The 17,017-nt window shown below is 72.8% G+C and carries 14 protein-coding genes and 1 riboswitch; of the genes, 2 read left to right on the top strand and 12 right to left on the bottom strand.

Going from position 1 to position 17,017, the window contains the following annotated elements; genetic code table 11:
• Nucleotides 1-8: 8 nt before the first annotated feature.
• Complete coding sequence (gene dacB, locus ASC64_RS07980; RefSeq protein ID WP_156385085.1) at nucleotides 9-1,481, bottom strand: D-alanyl-D-alanine carboxypeptidase/D-alanyl-D-alanine endopeptidase; 1,473 nt, start codon at nucleotides 1,479-1,481, stop codon at nucleotides 9-11.
• Between the two features lie 101 nt (nucleotides 1,482-1,582).
• Here dacB and ASC64_RS07975 point away from each other — a divergent pair, with 101 nt between their 5' ends.
• The gene (locus tag ASC64_RS07975) at nucleotides 1,583-2,134 is read left to right on the top strand and encodes an inorganic diphosphatase (RefSeq protein WP_439956800.1); all 552 of its coding nucleotides are present in this window, start codon (nucleotides 1,583-1,585) and stop codon (nucleotides 2,132-2,134) included.
• A gap of 98 nt (nucleotides 2,135-2,232) precedes the next feature.
• Here the strand turns inward: ASC64_RS07975 and lon are convergent, their stop codons facing one another.
• The 6 genes from lon to ASC64_RS07945 all read right to left on the bottom strand — a co-directional run bounded on the left by lon (nucleotide 2,233) and on the right by ASC64_RS07945 (nucleotide 9,515).
• Entirely contained in the window at nucleotides 2,233-4,593 is a 2,361-nt protein-coding gene (gene lon / locus ASC64_RS07970; RefSeq protein WP_056907009.1) for an endopeptidase La, read from the bottom strand.
• 66 nt (nucleotides 4,594-4,659) lie between these two features.
• On the bottom strand, nucleotides 4,660-5,469 hold the full coding sequence (locus ASC64_RS07965; protein WP_056907224.1) for an RNA polymerase sigma-70 factor: 810 nt from the start codon (nucleotides 5,467-5,469) through the stop codon (nucleotides 4,660-4,662).
• Nucleotides 5,470-5,525: 56 nt separating this feature from the next.
• Nucleotides 5,526-6,107, bottom strand: a complete 582-nt coding sequence (locus tag ASC64_RS07960) for a carboxymuconolactone decarboxylase family protein (protein WP_056907008.1) — start codon at nucleotides 6,105-6,107, stop codon at nucleotides 5,526-5,528.
• A gap of 103 nt (nucleotides 6,108-6,210) precedes the next feature.
• Nucleotides 6,211-6,786 carry an alpha/beta hydrolase gene (locus ASC64_RS07955; RefSeq protein ID WP_056907007.1) on the bottom strand — a complete coding sequence of 192 codons (576 nt, stop codon included), beginning with the start codon at nucleotides 6,784-6,786 and terminating at the stop codon, nucleotides 6,211-6,213.
• Nucleotide 6,787: 1 nt separating this feature from the next.
• On the bottom strand, nucleotides 6,788-7,453 hold the full coding sequence (locus ASC64_RS07950; protein WP_056907006.1) for a class I SAM-dependent methyltransferase: 666 nt from the start codon (nucleotides 7,451-7,453) through the stop codon (nucleotides 6,788-6,790).
• 1 nt (nucleotide 7,454) lies between these two features.
• A complete protein-coding gene (locus ASC64_RS07945; protein ID WP_235563586.1) occupies nucleotides 7,455-9,515 on the bottom strand; it encodes an acyl-CoA dehydrogenase family protein in 2,061 nt (686 codons plus the stop codon).
• Between the two features lie 36 nt (nucleotides 9,516-9,551).
• Here ASC64_RS07945 and ASC64_RS07940 point away from each other — a divergent pair, with 36 nt between their 5' ends.
• Complete coding sequence (locus tag ASC64_RS07940) at nucleotides 9,552-10,421, top strand: sulfotransferase domain-containing protein (protein ID WP_082550290.1); 870 nt, start codon at nucleotides 9,552-9,554, stop codon at nucleotides 10,419-10,421.
• A 42-nt stretch (nucleotides 10,422-10,463) separates the two neighbouring features.
• Here ASC64_RS07940 and ASC64_RS07935 read toward each other — a convergent pair whose 3' ends face one another.
• The 5 genes from ASC64_RS07935 to ASC64_RS07915 all read right to left on the bottom strand — a co-directional run bounded on the left by ASC64_RS07935 (nucleotide 10,464) and on the right by ASC64_RS07915 (nucleotide 16,903).
• Nucleotides 10,464-11,930: a C40 family peptidase gene (locus tag ASC64_RS07935; protein ID WP_156385084.1), complete on the bottom strand. Its 1,467-nt coding sequence runs from the start codon at nucleotides 11,928-11,930 to the stop codon at nucleotides 10,464-10,466.
• A gap of 181 nt (nucleotides 11,931-12,111) precedes the next feature.
• On the bottom strand, nucleotides 12,112-13,158 hold the full coding sequence (locus tag ASC64_RS07930; RefSeq protein ID WP_235563584.1) for a phosphatase PAP2 family protein: 1,047 nt from the start codon (nucleotides 13,156-13,158) through the stop codon (nucleotides 12,112-12,114).
• Between the two features lie 21 nt (nucleotides 13,159-13,179).
• Entirely contained in the window at nucleotides 13,180-14,184 is a 1,005-nt protein-coding gene (locus tag ASC64_RS07925) for an ABC transporter ATP-binding protein (protein WP_056907002.1), read from the bottom strand.
• On the bottom strand, nucleotides 14,184-15,839 hold the full coding sequence (locus tag ASC64_RS07920; RefSeq protein WP_056907001.1) for an ABC transporter permease: 1,656 nt from the start codon (nucleotides 15,837-15,839) through the stop codon (nucleotides 14,184-14,186). Before ASC64_RS07920 ends, ASC64_RS07925 begins: the two co-directional genes overlap by 1 nt.
• Entirely contained in the window at nucleotides 15,815-16,903 is a 1,089-nt protein-coding gene (locus tag ASC64_RS07915; protein ID WP_056907000.1) for a thiamine ABC transporter substrate-binding protein, read from the bottom strand. The genes ASC64_RS07920 and ASC64_RS07915 overlap by 25 nt, the downstream gene beginning before the upstream one ends.
• Nucleotides 16,894-17,004, bottom strand: a riboswitch (TPP riboswitch). It overlaps the preceding gene by 10 nt.
• Between the last annotated feature and the right edge of the window lie 13 nt (nucleotides 17,005-17,017).

The following is a 17,017-nucleotide window of genomic DNA, read 5'->3' as shown; positions in this document are numbered from 1 at the left end:
GGTTGTCCTCAGGCGGCGGGTTGCGAACAGGTGCAGGCCGCGAGGGCGGCCGCGGCGCGGTCGAGGGCGTCCTGGGCGTCGTACCGGTCGGCGTCCGCGACCTTGTCGGCGGCGAAGACGAACGCCAGGGGCGTGCCGTCGCGGCCGACGGCGATCCCGGCGAGGGCGTGCACGCCCGTGAGGGTGCCGGTCTTGGCGCGCACCAGGCCGCGCGCGACGGCAGGCCCTTCGTCGAAGCGGTAGGTCAGCGAGCCGGTGAACCCGGCGACGGGCATGCCGGTGACCAGGCTGCGCAGGTCGGTGTCAGGCCCGGAGGCGCCTTGGAGCAGCGCGAGCAGGGTGGCGGTGCTGACCCGGTTGCGCCGCGAGAGCCCCGAGCCGTCGTGGAGCCGGTCGCCGCCGGTGTCGATGCCGAGGTCCTGCAACGTGCTGGTCACGCCGGCCGCTCCGGCCTCGAAGGAGCCGGTGCCGGAGGTGGCCAGGCCGACGTGGTGGCCGACGACCTCGGCGCCCTCGTTGTCGCTGACGTCGAGGATGCGTTCGGCGACCTCGGACAGGGGCGCGCTCTCGACGGATGCGAGCTCCTCCGCCTCGGGGTTTACGACGACCCGCTCGGGCGCCCCGGCGACCTTCACGCCGGCGGCGGTGAGGGCGGTCGCGAAGGCCTGGGCGGCGGCGAGCGAGGGGTCGTCCGAGCGCTCCTGGCCGTCAGGCGCGATGCCGCTGTCGACCATCAGCGCGGTGATGGGGCTGACGATGTCGTCGGGGACGTAGTCGCGCCGCCAGGCCGGGTTGTCGGTCGGGCCGCTGAACAGGCTGTCGTCGAAGCGGACCCTGACCCGGCCCGTGCCCCCGAGCGCCTCGGCGACCTCGACGGCGAGGGTGGCGACGTCGGCACGGGCGGGGTAGGTCGACCCGCGCTCGGCGACCGTCAGCGGCTTGCTCGCCAGCAACGGGTCTCCCCCGCCGACCAGCACGACCTCACGGGGTCCCTCGCCGCGCACGACGCGGGTGGTGAAGGTGTGGTCCGGGCCGAGGGCGGCCAGGGCGGCGCCCAGGGTGAGCAGCTTGGTGGTGGAGGCGGGCAGGTAGGTGCCGTCGCCGGAGGTCCAGACCTCCGAGCCGGGGGTCAGCGTCGAGACGGCGCCGACGACGTGGCGTCCGAGGTCGGGGTCGGCGAGCTCCTTCGTGACGGCCTTCGCCACACGGTCGGGCGCGAGCACGCCTGCGGCACTGGCCGCCTGCACCTCCGGGGTGGGCGTGCTCCAGGCGGGGAGCTCGAGCCCGGCCGGGGGCAGCACCTGCTCGGGCTCGGTGACGGGGTCGGCGGCCAGCCCGGGGAGGTAGCGCGGACCCCACTCGAACCGGTAGGCGCCGACACAGGCGCCCAGGAGGGCGAGGACCAGCAGCACGGGCACCCACGCGCCCAGGAAGTGGCGTACCTCACGTCCTCGACGTTTCGACCCTCTCGCTTCGCGCATCGGGGCCATTGTGCGCGACACTGCCCCCAGGACTTCGCGCCGGGCTCTCGGTCGGGCACAGCGGAGCGTGACCTGGAGACGGCCCGCAGGCGTGCCGGAGAGTGGAGGAAGACGTGCTGACGTTCGACGTGCTGGTGGAGATCCCCAAGGGCGAGCGCAACAAGTACGAGGTCGACCACGAGACCGGGCGGATCCGCCTGGACCGGATGCTCTTCACCTCGACCGCGTACCCGGCCGACTACGGCTACATCGAGAACACCCTCGGCCAGGACGGCGACCCGCTCGACGCGCTGGTGATCCTGCAGCAGCCGACCTTCCCGGGCTGCCTCATCGAGTGCCGCGCGATCGGCATGTTCCGCATGACCGACGAGGCCGGCGGCGACGACAAGGTCCTGTGCGTCCCCTCGCACGACCCTCGCCTCGAGCACCTGCGCGACATCAACCACGTCTCCAAGTACGACCGCCTGGAGATCCAGCACTTCTTCGAGGTCTACAAGGACCTCGAGCCGGGCAAGTCCGTCGAAGGCGCCGACTGGGTCGGCCGCGCCGAGGCCGAGGCCGAGGTCCACGCGTCGTTCGAGCGCTTCAAGACCGAGGGCCACGGCGACGACGTCGAGAACCTCGCCGACGACAGCCTGGGCGAGGACGCCTGAGGCGATCGACCAACTGGTCGACCGCTGTGGACGCTGGACGCCCGGCATGACGTGACTCGAGCGGACGATGGTCCGCTCGAGTCAGTCATTTCCGGGGATCAGGCGGCGTGACCCTCGCTCGTCGCCGCGGAGGGCTCGAGGGCCTCGGCGAGGATGTCGGTCACCCGTCCGACGGGGCGCACGTCGAGCTCACTGAGCAGCTCGGCCGGTACGTCGTCGAGGTCGGGACGGTTGCGCTCCGGGACGAAGACCGTCGACAGGCCCGCGCGCTGGGCGGCCAGCAGCTTCTGCTTGAGTCCGCCGATCGGCAGCACCCGGCCCGCGAGCGACACCTCGCCGGTCATCCCGACGTCGGAGCGCACGGGGCGCCCGGTCAGCAGCGACACCAGGGCGGTCACCATGGTCACGCCTGCGGACGGGCCGTCCTTCGGGACCGCGCCGGCCGGGAAGTGCACGTGGATCGAGCGTTCGAACGCTGACGGCTCGATGCCGAGCTCGACCGCGTGCGCGCGCACCCACGACAGGGCGATGGAGGCGGACTCCTTCATCACGTCGCCGAGCTGGCCGGTGACCGTCAGCCCCGCGGTGCCCTCGGCCACCGACGTCTCGACGTAGAGCACGTCGCCGCCGAGGCCGGTCACGGCCAGGCCGGTGGCGACACCCGGCACGTCGGTGCGCTCGTGGCTGTCCGGGGTGAAGCGCGGCCGTCCGACCAGGTCGGCCAGCCCGTCCCGGTCGATGTCGACCCGCTCGACGTCGCCGGTCGCGAGCCGGGTGGCGGCCTTGCGGAACGCCTTGGCGAGCAACCGCTCGAGCTGGCGTACGCCCGCCTCGCGGGTGTAGTTGGCGGCGAGCTCGCCGAGGGCGTCGTCGGAGACGGTGACCTCCTCGGGCGTCAGCGCGGCCCGCTCCAGCTGGCGGGGCACGAGGAAGTCGCGGGCGATGGCGACCTTGTCGTCCTCGGTGTAGCCGTCGATCGTGACGAGCTCCATGCGGTCCAGCAGGGCCGAGGGGATCTGCTCGACGACGTTGGCGGTGGCGATGAACAGCACGTCGGACAGGTCGAGGTCGAGCTCGAGGTAGTGGTCGCGGAAGGTGTGGTTCTGCGCGGGGTCGAGCACCTCGAGCAGCGCCGCGGCCGGGTCGCCCCGGTAGTCCGCGCCGACCTTGTCGACCTCGTCGAGGAGGACGACGGGGTTCATCGAGCCGGCCTCCTTGATCGCCCGCACGATGCGGCCGGGGAGGGCACCGACGTACGTCCGCCGGTGGCCGCGGATCTCGGCCTCGTCGCGCACGCCGCCGAGCGCGACGCGGACGAACGTCCGGCCCATCGTCCGGGCCACGGACTCGCCGAGCGAGGTCTTGCCGACGCCGGGAGGGCCGGCGAGCAGGATCACCGCGCCCGAGCCGCGGCCGCCGACGACCTCCAGGCCGCGCTCGGCCCGGCGGGCCCGCACGGCGAGGTACTCGGTGATGCGGTCCTTGACCTCGTCGAGGCCGTGGTGGTCGGCGTCGAGCACCGCGCGGGCGGCGGCGACGTCGTGGGAGTCCTCGGTGCGCTCGTTCCACGGCAGCTCGAGGACGGTGTCGAGCCAGGTGCGGATCCACCCGGCCTCGGGGTTCTGGTCGCTGGAGCGCTCCAGCTTGTCGACCTCGCGCAGCGCGGCCTCGCGCACCGCCTCGGGCAGGTCGGCGGCCTCCACCCGGGCGCGGTAGTCGTCGGAGCCGTCGGGCTCGCCCTCCCCCAGCTCCTTGCGGATCGCCGCGAGCTGCTGGCGCAGCAGGAACTCCCGCTGGTTCTTCTCCAGCCCCTCGCGGACGTCCTGGCTGATCTTGTCGTTGACCTCGTCCTCGGCGTCGTAGTCGCGCGTCCAGTCCACGAGCAGCCGCAGCCGCTCGCCGAGGTCGGGGGTCTCGAGGACCTGGCGCTTCTGGTCCTCGGAGAGGTACGGCGCGTAGCCGGAGGCGTCGGCGAGGGCGTCGGGGTCGCCGAGGCGGCGCACGTTCTCGATGACCTGCCACGCCTCGCGGCGCTCGAGGATCGAGATCACGTGGGTGCGGTACTCCTCCGCGAGGGTGCGGACCTCGTCGGTCACGACCGCCTCGGGGACGGGCTCGGCCTCCACCCAGAGGGCGGCACCGGGGCCGGAGACACCGGCACCGATGGCGACGCGGCGCTCGGCGCGCAGCACGGCAGCGGGCCGGCCGCCTGCGAAGCGACCGACGCGGTCGACCACGGCGACGACGCCGTGGGTGGCGTAGCGGTCCTCGAGCCGCGGGGCGACGAGGACGCGGGTGGGCTGGTCGTCCTGCGCGCCGTCGTGCGCGAGGCGGGCGGCGTCGATCGCGGCGCGGGACTGGTCGTCGAGCTCGATGGGCACGACCATGCCGGGCAGCACGACCGTGTCGTGGAGGAACACCACGGGGAGCGAGGTGGGGAACGGGAAGTTCTGCGTCATGCCCTTGTCAACGCGCGAGAACCGGAGGCATGTTCCGGTTCGGGGTTCGCCCACCGCGAACGCTGGTCAGAGCCGCGTCAGGTCGACCTCGTCGCCCACCCGGCCGAGCTTGTCGGGGTTGCGGACGAGGAAGAGCCGCGTGACGACGCCGTCCTCGACGAGCATGGTGCCGACGCCGTCGCGCTGACCGGCGATCACGAACTGGATCGCCGGCGAGCCGTTGAGCCACACGGGCTCGAGCTCCAGCGCGTCGGGCGTGACCGCGGTGAGGAACCGGAAGACCTTGTCGCGGCCGTAGATCGGGTTGAGCGCGGCCTGGACCTTGCCGCCGCCGTCGGTCATCAGCACCACGTCCGGCGCCAGCACGTCCATCAGCGACTGGAGGTCGCCACCGGCGGTGGCGGCGCGGAACTTCTCGATCACCGCGTCCCGCTCCGCAGCACTCACGGACGACCGCGGACGCCGCTCAGCCACGTGCGCGCGGGCGCGACTGGCGATCTGTCGCACGGCCGGCTCGGACTTCTCGACCGCCTCCGCGATCTCGCCGTACGCCAGGTCGAACACCTCGCGCAGCACGAAGACCGCCCGCTCGGTCGGCGGCAGCGTCTCCAGCACCAGCAGCATCGCGGTCGAGACGCTGTCGGCCAGCTCGACGTCCTCGGCGACGTCCGGCGCGGTCAGCAGCGGCTCGGGGAGCCAGGTCCCGACGTAGTCCTCGCGGCGGCGCGCCAGGGTGCGCAGCCGGTTGAGCGAGAGGCGCGTCGTCATCCGCACGAGGTAGGCCCGCGGGTCGCGCACCTCCGCGACCAGCACCTCGGACCACCGCAACCAGACCTCCTGCAGCACGTCCTCGGCGTCGGCGGCCGAGCCGAGCATCTCGTAGGAGACGGTGAAGAGCAGGTTGCGGTGGGCCGCGAAGGAATCCGTGTGCGTCACGTGGTGATCGTCCCAGCCTGCGCGAGCGGGAGCTCACAGACGTCGCTGAAGCCCTGCGAGGCCAGGCCCATCGCGGAGTTGAAACGGGACCGCTCGTTCTCCACGGCGACCATCATGGTGAGCTCGACGACCGCGGCGTGGCCGAGCTGGCGGTCGAGGCTGGCCACCATCTCGTCGGTGACCGCCGGCGGGGTCGCGGTCATCGCCTCGGCGTAGGCCATGACCTCGCGCTCGACGTCGGTGAAGACGTCCGACTCTCGCCACCGCGGCACCTCGCGGACCTTCGACTCGTCGAGCCCCTTGGTGTGGGCCAGGAAGTAGCCGAAGTCCAGGCACCACGAGCAGCCGATCACGCCGGCGCTGGCCATCTCGGCGTACGCCTTGAGGTGCGGGTCGAGCGCCGTCCACTTCGCGACCTTCTGCTCGAAGCCGAAGACCGCCCTCATCACGGGCTTGTTGTGCCACAGGACATAGGCGTTGTCGGGGACCTTGCCCCACATGCGCTTCGCGACGCGGGTCATGAGCGCGCCGTAGGCGCCGTCGATGGTGGCCTGCGGGATCCGGAACTGGCTGGGCATCTGTCCTCCTGCTGTCGTGGTGGTGACATGGAGACACCGCCCGACGCAGGAGTGTGACAGCGACTGCAGGACATTCGTCCCGCCCGTGGGGGACCCGAGCGGCTCAGAGGGTCCGGAGGAACGTGTCGACCGCCCGCGCGACCTCGAGGTGGATCTCGGCGGTGCGCACGGCGTCGCCGGTGCCCATCGCGTGGTCGGCGTCCGCGACCTCGAGCACGTCGCAGCCGTTGTCGGCGAGCTCGGCGGCGACCGCTGCGTCCCACAGCTCGTCGGCCAGTCCGCCCACGAGCAGCTGCCGGCCGGCGTTGGCGGCGATCGCCTCCGCCACCTCGGGCTCGACGAGCAGGGGCGTGAACCAGATCGCGTCGAGCCCCCGCTCGGCGGCGTACGACGCCGCGAGGGTGCCGAGCGACTTGCCGACCAGCACCACGTGGTCGGCGTCCTCGGCGGCGAGCGCGGCCTCGACGTGGCGGCGTACCCAGGGACCGGGTTCCTCGTCACCGCGGCCGGTGGAGTCCCACCAGAGCTGCAGGACGGTGAAGCCGTGCTGCAGGAGCGCGAGCCGCGCGAAGTCGAGGAGCGGCGCGCTCGGCGAGTAGGCGCGCCCGGGCGCGATGACGGCGAGGCCGCGGCTGTCGCCGGCCGGCTCCCAGCGCGTCGGCAGTCCTCCGAAGGTCATGTCACTGCTCCTTGCGTGCGCGGAAGTAGCCGAGACCCCCGTCGAGGGTCAGGTCGACGTGGTCGCAGCCGGCGTCGAGGAGCCAGCGGCGCGCCTCGGCGGAGGTGCACATGGGGCCGAGGATCCCGGCGCGGGCGCCCGCCCAGCGCAGCGGCGCGTAGCGCGGTCCGGTGTCGGTGAAGAGCGAGCTGCCGGTGATCGCGCCCCCAGGGGTCAGGACGCGGACCATCTCCTCGATCGCGCGGTGCGGGTCGGGGAAGCAGTGCAGACCGGTGAAGGACACCACGAGGTCGAAGGTGCCGTCCGCGAAAGGAAGATCGGCGACGTCAGCCACCGTCGGTGTCACCTGGTCGGCCACGCCCAGACGTCGGGCAGTCGTCATCGCCCGCTCGAGCATCGTGGCCGAGATGTCGGCGGCGACGAGGTCGACGCCCTGGCCCGGCCGCAGGCCGCGCAGGGCGACGCCGGAACCGGTCGGCACGTCGAGGACGCGGGAGCCGGCCGACAGCGTGCCGAGCTCGGCGGCGGCCTCGTGCAGGAGGGAGAGCTCGCTCCCCGTGCCCGCGCGCCAGGCGGGGCCGCCGAGGTGCTCGTGCTCGACGAGCCACGGGTAGACGTAGGACCAGAGCGGGTCCTCGTGCCAGCCACCGAGCCCGGGGAGCCTCACCTCACGTGCCCCACGTGAGCAGCTCCGGGCTGCGCAGCATCTCCGGCGGTACGCCGAAGGCGTCGACCAGGTCGACCGCGAGCGGCCGGACCTTGCGGCACAGTGCGTTGACCTCGCGGCTGATCGCCTTGGAGCGGGCACTGGAGAGGCGACCGTGCTCCATGAACCAGGCCCGGTCGGCCTCGATCGTCGACAGCGCGTGCAGGTCGCAGAGCAGGTTCAGCGCGACCTTGAGGTCGCCGTCCGGGAGGGCGGCGGTCCTGGCGACGAACGCCTCCAGCACGAGCCGCTCCGTGTGCGCGCGGGCCGCGGCGATGACGTGGTCCTGGACGCGGGAGAACACGGCGCCGGGGTTGTCGCCCTGGTCGATGCCGCGCTTGAGGCGCCGCGCGACGCCGCCGATCATGTGCTCCTCGCGGAATCGCAGCATCGCGAGCTGGTAGTTGGGGTCGAGCAGCCCGGCCTCCTGGTCCCAACGGTCGCCGCCGGGCAGCAGGTCGCGCACCGACTGCACGAGCTTGTGCACCGACGTGCGCTCGACGACGGTCTCGACCGCGAGCCCGGCGACGAAGCGGGCCATGCCGAGCTGGTCCATGTCCTCGAACTCGCCGGCGTAGTCGGTGAGCAGGCCCTTGGCGACCAGCTGGAGCAGGACGTGGTTGTCGCCCTCGAAGGTGGTGAAGACGTCGGTGTCGGCCTTCAGCGCGGTGAACCGGTTCTCGCTGAGGTAGCCGGCACCGCCGCAGGCCTCCCGGCACTCCTGGATGGTGCGGGTCGCGTGCCAGGTGCCGAGCGCCTTGGTGCCGGCGGCGCGGGACTCCAGCATCCGGCGGGCGTGCTCGTCACCGCCCTCCTCGGTCGGGCCGGGGCCGGAGAAGACGTCGTGCAGCTGCCCGGCCACGACCTCCTGCGCGAAGTGGAGGGCGTACGTCCGGGCCAGGAGCGGCAGCAGGCGGCGCTGGTGCATGCCGTAGTCGAGGAGCACCTGCTCCTCGTCGGGCGAGGTCGCCTCGAACTGGCGGCGGCGCACGGAGTAGCGCAGCGCGATGGCGAGCGCGACCTTGGCGGCGTTGATGCCGGCGCCGCCGACGCAGACCCGGCCCTGGACGAGGGTGCCGAGCATGGTGAAGAAGCGCTTGTTGGGGTTGTCGATCGGCGAGAGGTAGCGGCCCTCGGGAGTGACCTCGGCGAACTGGTTGAGCAGCGCCGTGCGCGGCACCCGGACCCGGTCGAACCAGATGCGCCCGTTGTCCACGCCGTTGAGGCCCATCTTGGGGCCGCAGTCCTCGATGCGGACGCCGTCGAGCACCCGGCCGCCCTCGCGGATCGGGACGACGAAGGCGTGCACGCCGTGCCGCTCCCCCGCCACGTCGAGCTGGGCGAAGACGACGGCGAGCTCGGCGTGGGCGGCGGCGTTGCCGATGTAGTCCTTGCGGCTAGCGTCGTCGGGGGTGGTGATCACGAACTCCTGCGCCTCGACGTCGTACGTCGCGACGGTGCCGAGGGCCTGCACGTTGGAGCCGTGGCCGGTCTCGGTCATCGCGAAGCAGCCCATGGTGCGGCCGCTGACGAGGTCGGCGAGGTGGGCGTCGTGGTGGGTCTTCGTGCCGAGCTGGAGGATCGCGCCGCCGAAGAGGCCGAACTGCACGCCGACCTTGACCAGCACCGACAGGTCGCCGAGCGCGAGGGTCTCGAAGGCGGCGATCGAGGCACCGATGTCGCCACCGCCGCCGTACTCGGCCGGGAAGCCCATGCCGGTCTGGCCGGTCTCGGCCATCATCACGACGACCTCCTTGACCCGCTCGCGGAAGTCGGCGCGGCTCATCTCCTCCTCGTCGCGGAGGATCTGCGCGTGCTCGGCCAGGTTGGTGCGGACCAGGTCGCGGACCTCGCGGTAGCGGCCGTCGAGCAGGACGCGCAGCGCCTCGACGTCGACCTCCGGCTGGCGGTAGCCCGAGTCGTCGGCGTGGACGCCGGGGTCGTCCACCTTCTCGACCACGGGCGTCTCGGGCACAGGCGTGGGCATCTCGTCGGCGATCGGGGGGACCTGCTCGGTGGCCATGGCACCCAAAGTAGTCCGACGGGTAGGTTCACCGCGATGAACGTGCCAGATGCCACGCCCGTGGGGGTGATGCCCTACAACTACGCCATCGTCGGCGTGCAGAAGGGCGGTACGTCGACCCTCGCGGTGACGCTCAACCAGCACCGGCTGGTGTGCCAGCCGCCCGACAAGGAGCGCCACTACTTCGACGACGAGACCGTCGACTGGTCGGCGCCCGACTACGCCCGCGACTACACCGCCCCGCGGCGGGCACCCGTACACCGGCTCGTCGGCGACGCGTCACCGACCTACCTCTACTGGCCGCACGCGCTGGAGCGGATGCGCGCCTACAAGCCGGACATGCCGCTGGTCGCCGTCTTCCGCGACCCGCTGGAGCGACTGTTCTCCCACTGGGTGATGCTCCGCTCGCGCAACCTGGCGTGGCCAGACTGGCCCGACTTCCTCACCGAGTGGCCGCACACCTCGCTGCCCGACGAGGTGCCCGATCCCGCTGAGGTGCGCACGATGCGGTGGCGGCACATGACCGGGCTGGCGCGCGGGTTCTACGGCGAACAGCTGCAGCGCGGCTTCGAGCTGTTCCCCCGCCAGCAGTGGCTGCTGCTCGAGCTGCGCTCGATGCTGGCCGACTTCGACGCGACGATCGACCGGACGACCGACTTCCTCGGGCTGCCGCGGTTCGAGCAGGTGCCCCCGCTGCGCAACTGGCACGCCGGCGCGGACGCCGTACCCGGCACGGCGCCGACGGCCGACGACGTGTCCCGGCTCGCTGAGCTCTACGCCAAGGACCTCGCGGTCTTCGAGGAGCTGTCAGGCATCGACACCTCGGCCTGGCCCACACGCCTCGTCCTCGACGGCCAGATGGTCCCCGCCGAGCTCGCCGCCCGCTTCGCGCGCAAGGTGCGCTGACGGGTCTCGGCGTGGCCGCCCCTGGAGTCCCGGATCTCCCGCTCAGGGCCGGGCGAAGAAGTTCGGCGCCCGCCAGTAGTACATCGACTCCTGGCTGACGTTTCGTCCCGTGCGAGGCGCGTGGATGATCTGGCCGTCGCCGACGTAGATCGCGACGTGGTAGATCGAGCTCGGGCTGCTCGAGGACCCCCAGAAGACCAGGTCGCCGGGAGCCAGCTGGGCGGCGGAGATCCTCGTGGACTGGGAGTACTGCGCGACCGAGTAGTGCGGGAGCGACTTCCCGCCGCTGGCCCAGGCGGCCGCGGTGAGGCCCGAGCAGTCCCAGGCGTCCGGTCCGGCGGCGCCGTAGCGGTACGGCTCACCGATCTGCGCCCGGGCGTACGCGATCGCGGCCGCGGCATCACCGGTCGGCGGCGGCGGAGGGGGCGGGGGCGGGGGCGGTGGGGTCGGCGGGAGCGTCGGCGTAGGCGTCGTGGTCGGAGTCGGGGTGGGAGTCGGGGTGGGAGTCGGCGTGGGCGTGGCGCTCGGCGTCGGAGTGGGCGTCGGAGTGGGCGTCGGCGTCGGGGTCGGCTTGCTCGTCGGCGACGGCTTGCTCGTCGGCGAGGGGGTGGGCGTCGCCTCCTGCTCCTGCTGCTCCTGCTGGGCCTGTGCCTCCGCCTCGGCCTGTGCCTGGGCCTCGGCCTCCGCCTGGGCCTGCGCAGCGGCGGCAGCCGCTTCGGCGGCGGCCTCCTCGAGCGCCCGCTGCCGCTTCTCGGCAAGGCGCACGCTGATGCCCTGCAGCTCCGCGAGCTCGGCGATGAGCTCCGACTTCGTGGCAGCGATGGCCTGTGCCTGCGCACCGGCGTCGGCCTCCGCGGCAGCGGCAGCGTCGCGGGCCTGCTCCGCCGCGGCCTCGGCGGCAGAAGCACGCTCGGCGGCCTGCGTCGCCGTGGTGGCGGTGACGTCGGCGACCGCGGACGCGGCGATGAAGGCGTCGTACTGGTTGTCGAGCGCGTCGGAGGTGTTGCCCATGGTGACGGTGCGGTCGATCATCGACTCGATGCCGTCGGCCTCGACCACCGCAGCGAGGCCCTGGACCTGCGAGGCCTCCTCGTAGGACCGGACCACCGTGTCGGCGTACAGCTCGCGCTGGGCCTCGACGTCCTCGCGGGCAGCCGTCGCGGCCTCCTCGGCGTCCGTGGCTTCGAGTCGCGCCTGCTCGGCGCGCCACCGGGCGCCGTTGTAGGCCTCGGCGGCCTGCGCGGCGGTGTCGCCGGCGCTGTCGAGCGCGAGGTTCGCCCGGATCAGGTCGGCCTTCACGGCCGCCACGTCCCTGCTCTTGGCGACCGCCTGGCCCTCAGCGGCCGCGATGTCGGCCTCGGTCGGTACGCCGGCCCGGTCGGAGCCGTCGGCGAACGCGGCACCATGGCCGGCCCCCACCGCCAGTCCGGTGACGAGCACGGCGGCACTCACCCAACGCGACGTCGTACGACGCGGCGGTGCGGCCGGGTGCTGTGGAGCGAAGGGCACGGGGGTTCCCCTTGTGGTCTCGGGGCCCGTGCGACTTCCCCATCGCACGGGCAACTCGAGGCACGCTAGTGAACTTTCGTCACACAGGGAACGCTTTTCCCAAGTATTTCACCGTGGCCCGGCGTGTCGACTTGCAAACTACATCGATGTCATTCTCGCCCACCGGGCTGGCGTACGGCGGTCAGTCGGCGTCGACGGGAACCTGGGCGGTGGTGGACGTCGGGTGCGACGCCAACCCATGTCTGTCGAACTTCTGGCCACTGGCGAGCCCACCGAGCCAGAAGGAGAAGAGGGCGATGACGACGCCGGCGAGGTCGTCGGCGATGTAGTGCCAGCCGAAGTAGAGGGTGGCGACCACGGTGATCGCGAAGTTGCACCAGAAGACGATGTGCAGGATGCGGTTGCGCAGCGTGTACTGCACCATCAGCGCGACCAGCAGCGTGATGGCGACGTGCAGCGAGGCGAACCCGGCCACCGACTGGACCGCGCCCTCGGCGCCGTCGCGCAGCACGCCCTTGCGGCCGTAGAACAGGCCCTCCATGAGGGCGCTGGAGCCGGTGTCGGGGAGGTCGGCGTAGAGGTAGCTGTACTGGAAGCCCGGCCCGAGGGTGGGCAGCGCGTAGTAGGACGCGGTGCCGAGCGCCCACGCGATGCACTGGGAGGTGGCGAACCAGTAGCCGAAGGTGACGTTGCGCGACCACACCAGCCACGCGGCGAGCGCCAGCGGCACGAGCGGCAGGAACCACAGGTAGATCGTGGAGAGGAAGTGTGCGGAGATCCCGGTGCCGAGGATCGTGTGGAGGATCGTCGCAGGCTCGTGGCCGAACATCAGCGCCCGGTCGATGAGGTGCAGCTCACGGTCGTACTTGTCCTCGCCCATGATGAAGGGCAGGAACGACTTGAGGTTCCGGTAGCAGACGTAGGTGATGTAGAAGGAGACCAGCCCGAGCACCACCAGGACAATCCGCTCGCGGTCCCAGTGGGCGCGCACCCGCTGACGCACCATCTCGGGCATCAGCGCGGGCTTGAAGCGCGAGGCCCAGAGCGTGCGGGGGAGCACGTCGAGCAGGAACGCGCCGAGGACGATCAGCGGCAGCCGCAGCCACGACGGACCGAGGAAGCCATCAGGGTCGACCAGCGATCGGTCGAGCGCGAAGGCGGCCGCCAGGGCCAGGGCGCCCATGGTCGCGGCGACTCCCACGAGCAGGGCATAGGCCGGTCTGTACACGCGGGCCAGTCTAGGGACGGGTCAAGGGGCGGCCACGATCGGCAGGACCGCGACGCGGGTCACGTCGACGCGCACCGCGACCTCGTCACCGGGCGAGACGCGGCTCCCGAGCGGAGCCACCGCGTCCAGCCGGCCGAGCCCGTCGGCGTCCACGACGAGGCGCACCTGCTCGGGCGTGACCCGCGCCGACTCCACGCGGGCACCGAGCGGCCCGGACCCGTCCACGACCAGTGCGGAGCGGCGTACGGCGACCGCGGGGGCGGGCGGCAACCCGCCGGCCCCCAGCAGCACGCGGGCCGCGTCGCCGCGCACCACGCTCGCGTAGCCGAGGAACAAGGCGGTCGCCTCGTCCACCGGCTCGCGCCAGACCTCGTCGATCGCGCCGTCCTGCACGACCCGGCCGGCGCGCATCACCGCCAGCCGGTCGGCGAGCGCGAAGGCCTCCTCGTGGTCGTGCGTCACCAGCAGCGCCGTCGTCCCGGCCGCGTGCAGGATCGACCGCAGGTCGGTGGCCAGCCGCTCCCGCAGGGTCGCGTCGAGCGCCGAGAGGGGCTCGTCGAGCAGGATCAGCCGCGGCTCCACGGCCAGCGCGCGCGCCAGGGCGACGCGCTGCCGCTCGCCTCCCGACAGCGTGCCGGGCAGCCGGTCGTCGTAGCCCGACAGGCCCACGAGGTCGAGCAGCTCCCGCACCCGGGAGGTCACCTGCGCGGACGGCGTGCGCCGCAGCCGAAGGGCGTAGGCCACGTTGCGCGCGACGGTGAGGTGGGCGAAGAGCTGACCGTCCTGGAACATCAGAGCGAAGCCGCGCTTGTGGGTGGGTACGCCGGCCAGGTCGGCACCGTCCCACGCGATCGTCCCGGCCGACAGGGGCTCGAGCCCGGCCACCGCGCGCAGCAGCGTCGACTTGCCGCAGCCCGAGGGGCCGAGCACGGCGAGAACCTGCCCGGTGGCGAGGTCGAGCGACACGTCGTCGACGGCGAGCGTGTCGCCGTAGCGGACCGTCACGTCGGAGATCGCGAGCACCATCAGAACGCTCCCACACCCGGCACCCGGAGCCGCTCCACGGCGAGCATGACGACGGCCGTGGCGACGGCGAGGACGACCGAGGCGGCCAGCGCCATGCCGTAGTTCATCTCGCCCGGGTGCCCGATCAGCCGGAAGATCACCACCGGCAGCGTCGGGCTGTCGTCGCGCGCCAGGAACGACGTGGCGCCGAACTCCCCCAGCGACGCGGCGAAGGCGAACCCGCTCGCCGCGAGCACCGGCTTCCAGACGACCGGGAGGTCGACGGTCAGCAGGGTGCGCAGCGGCGAGGCGCCGAGCGAGGCGGCCGCCTGCCGCTGCCGGTCGTCGATGCCGCCGAGCACCGGCGTCAGCGTGCGCACGACCAGCGGCAGCGCGACGAGCGCCTGCGCCATCGGGACGAGCAGCGGCGAGTCCCGCAGGTCGAGGGGCGGCCGGTCGAGGGTGATCAGGAAGCCGAAGCCGAGCGTCACCGCGCTCACCCCGAGCGGCAGCATGAAGAAGCCGTCGAGCGTCGAGCGGACGCGCCGCTCGGCCACGGAGTGCGAGCGCCGGGTGACGATCGTCGCCACCGCGACGCCGAGCAGGAGCGCCATCCAGGTCGCGTCGACGGCGGTCCGCAGGCTGGTGGCCAGCGCGCTCGTCACCGGCACCAGCAGCGCCTGGTCGTCGCCGGCCGTGGTGAGGGCGCGGTAGTTGGCCAGCCCCCAGCCGTCGCCCACGCTCAGCGAGCCCGCGACCAGGGTCAGGATCGGCAGCAGCATCGCGGCCAGCACCAGCAGCGTCGCGAGGACGACCGGCAGGTCGCCACGGCGCACGGCACGGGGCGGGGCCACGGCGCGCTGCGTCGTCGGGTCGGGGACCGCCCGCAGCCGGGCGGCGAGGGCGAGCAGGCCGACCACCACGACGATCTGCAGGACCGACAGCGCGGCCGCCGCCTGCAGGTCGAAGATCGTCGTGGTCAGCAGGTAGATCTCCGTCTCGACCGTCGCGTGGCGGACCCCGCCGAGGGTCAGCACGATGCCGAAGGCCGTCGCACAGAAGAGGAACACGACGCTCGCGGCGCCGACGATCGCGGGTCGCAGCGCGGGCAGGGTCACCGTGCGCAGCACCTGCCACGGCGACGCGCCGAGGGCGGCGGCCGCCTGCCCGGGCCGCGGGTCCAGCGCCTCCCAGGCGACGCCGACGGTGCGGACCACGACGGCGACGTTGAAGAAGACGAGCCCGCACACGATCGCGGCGGGCGTGCCGTCGAGGCCGAGGAAGCCGAGCGGCCCGCCCTCCCCGAGCAGCTGGCGGAAGGCCACGCCCACCACGACCGTCGGCAGCACGAACGGCACCAGCATCGCCGCCCGCACGGCTGCCCGGCCCGGGAGCGCCAGGCGGTGCAGGGCGTACGCCGCCGGCAGGCCCAGCAGGACGGCGGTCAGCGTCGCGACCCCCGAGGACCACACCGTGAACCACGCGACCCGGTGCACGCGCGGGCGGGCCAGCACGTCGAGCACCTCGCCCGGCGCGAACCGACCGTCGACAACGAACCCCTCCGACACCATGCCGGTCACCGGCAGGACGAAGAGCACGCCGAGCACCAGCACCGGCCCGGCGGCCAGGAGCAGGAGGCCGGCGATCCGCCTCACCGCGAGACGACGTCCGTCCACTCGGTGAGCCACTGCTCGCGGTTGGCGGAGATCTCGGCCGGGTCGACCGTGTAGGGGTCGCTCGGCTGCTCGGCGAACTTCGCCCAGTCGTCGGGGATCGTCGCGCCCGGCATGACCGGGAAGACGTACATCGACTCCGGCAGCGCGCTCTGCACCTCGTCGGTGAGCAGCCAGTCGACCAGTGCCTCGGCGCCCTCCGGGTTGTCGGCGCCCGCGAGCACACCGGCGTACTCCACCTGGCGGAAGCAGGTGTCGAGCAGCGCCGCGGTGGTGGTCCTCCCACCGGAGACCGTGAACGCCGGCGAGGAGTCGTAGGACACCACGATGGGGCGCGTGCCGGTGTCCGAGCCGGCGGTGAAGTCGCCGTAGTAGGCGTCCTCCCACCCGTCGACGACCTTGGCGCCGTTGCCCAGCAGGTCGGTCCAGTAGTCCTCCCAGTCGTCGCCGTAGGCCGCGACGGTGGCGAGGAAGAACGCCATGCCCGGGCTGCTCGTCGAGGCGCCGGGGGTGACGAAGAGGTCGGCGTAGGCCGGGTCGGTGAGGTCGTCGAGCGTCTTCGGCGGCTCGAGCCCCTCGCGGTCGAACCAGGCCGTGTCGACGTTGACGCACACGCTGGCCGAGTCGACCGGGACGAGCCGGTCACCGCCGTCGGTCAGGGCGTACTCCGCGGGCGGCGCCGTCGAGGGCGTGACCTCGGCGAAGGCGCCCTCGCCGAGCGGGCGCGAGGCGAAGGTGTTGTCGATCCCGAAGGCGGCGTCGGCGATCGGGTTGTCGGCGGTGAGGCTGAGCTTGGTCGCGAGCGTGCCGGCGTCGCCCGCGGCCCGGACCTCGAGCGTGTAGCCGGTCTCTGCCTCGAAGGCCTTCACCAGCCGCTTGGGGAGGTGGAACGACTCGTGGGTGGCGAGCACGACGGTGCCGCCCGCCTCGCCCGAGGACCCGCTGGACCCGTTCGAGCCGTCGGGCTCGGAGGCGGAGTCGCCCGAGCCGCCGCCCGCGAGGCTGCAGCCCGCGAGCGTCACGGCGGCCGCCGCGGTGATGAGTGCAGCGCGAACACGTCGGTGCATGTGTGACTCCCTATCGCCGGTGCTAACCGGATCAGGTTCGGAGGGTCTGCGGCTGGTCCGCACTCTCAGCACGTCGTGAACGTGCTCCCCTGTCTTCGTCCACCAGCGTACCCA

The sequence above is a fragment of the Nocardioides sp. Root122 genome (assembly GCF_001425025.1).
Taxonomy (GTDB): domain Bacteria; phylum Actinomycetota; class Actinomycetes; order Propionibacteriales; family Nocardioidaceae; genus Nocardioides.
The sequence above is the reverse complement of the archived record's forward strand: the minus strand, read 5'-3'. Positions and strand labels throughout refer to the sequence as shown.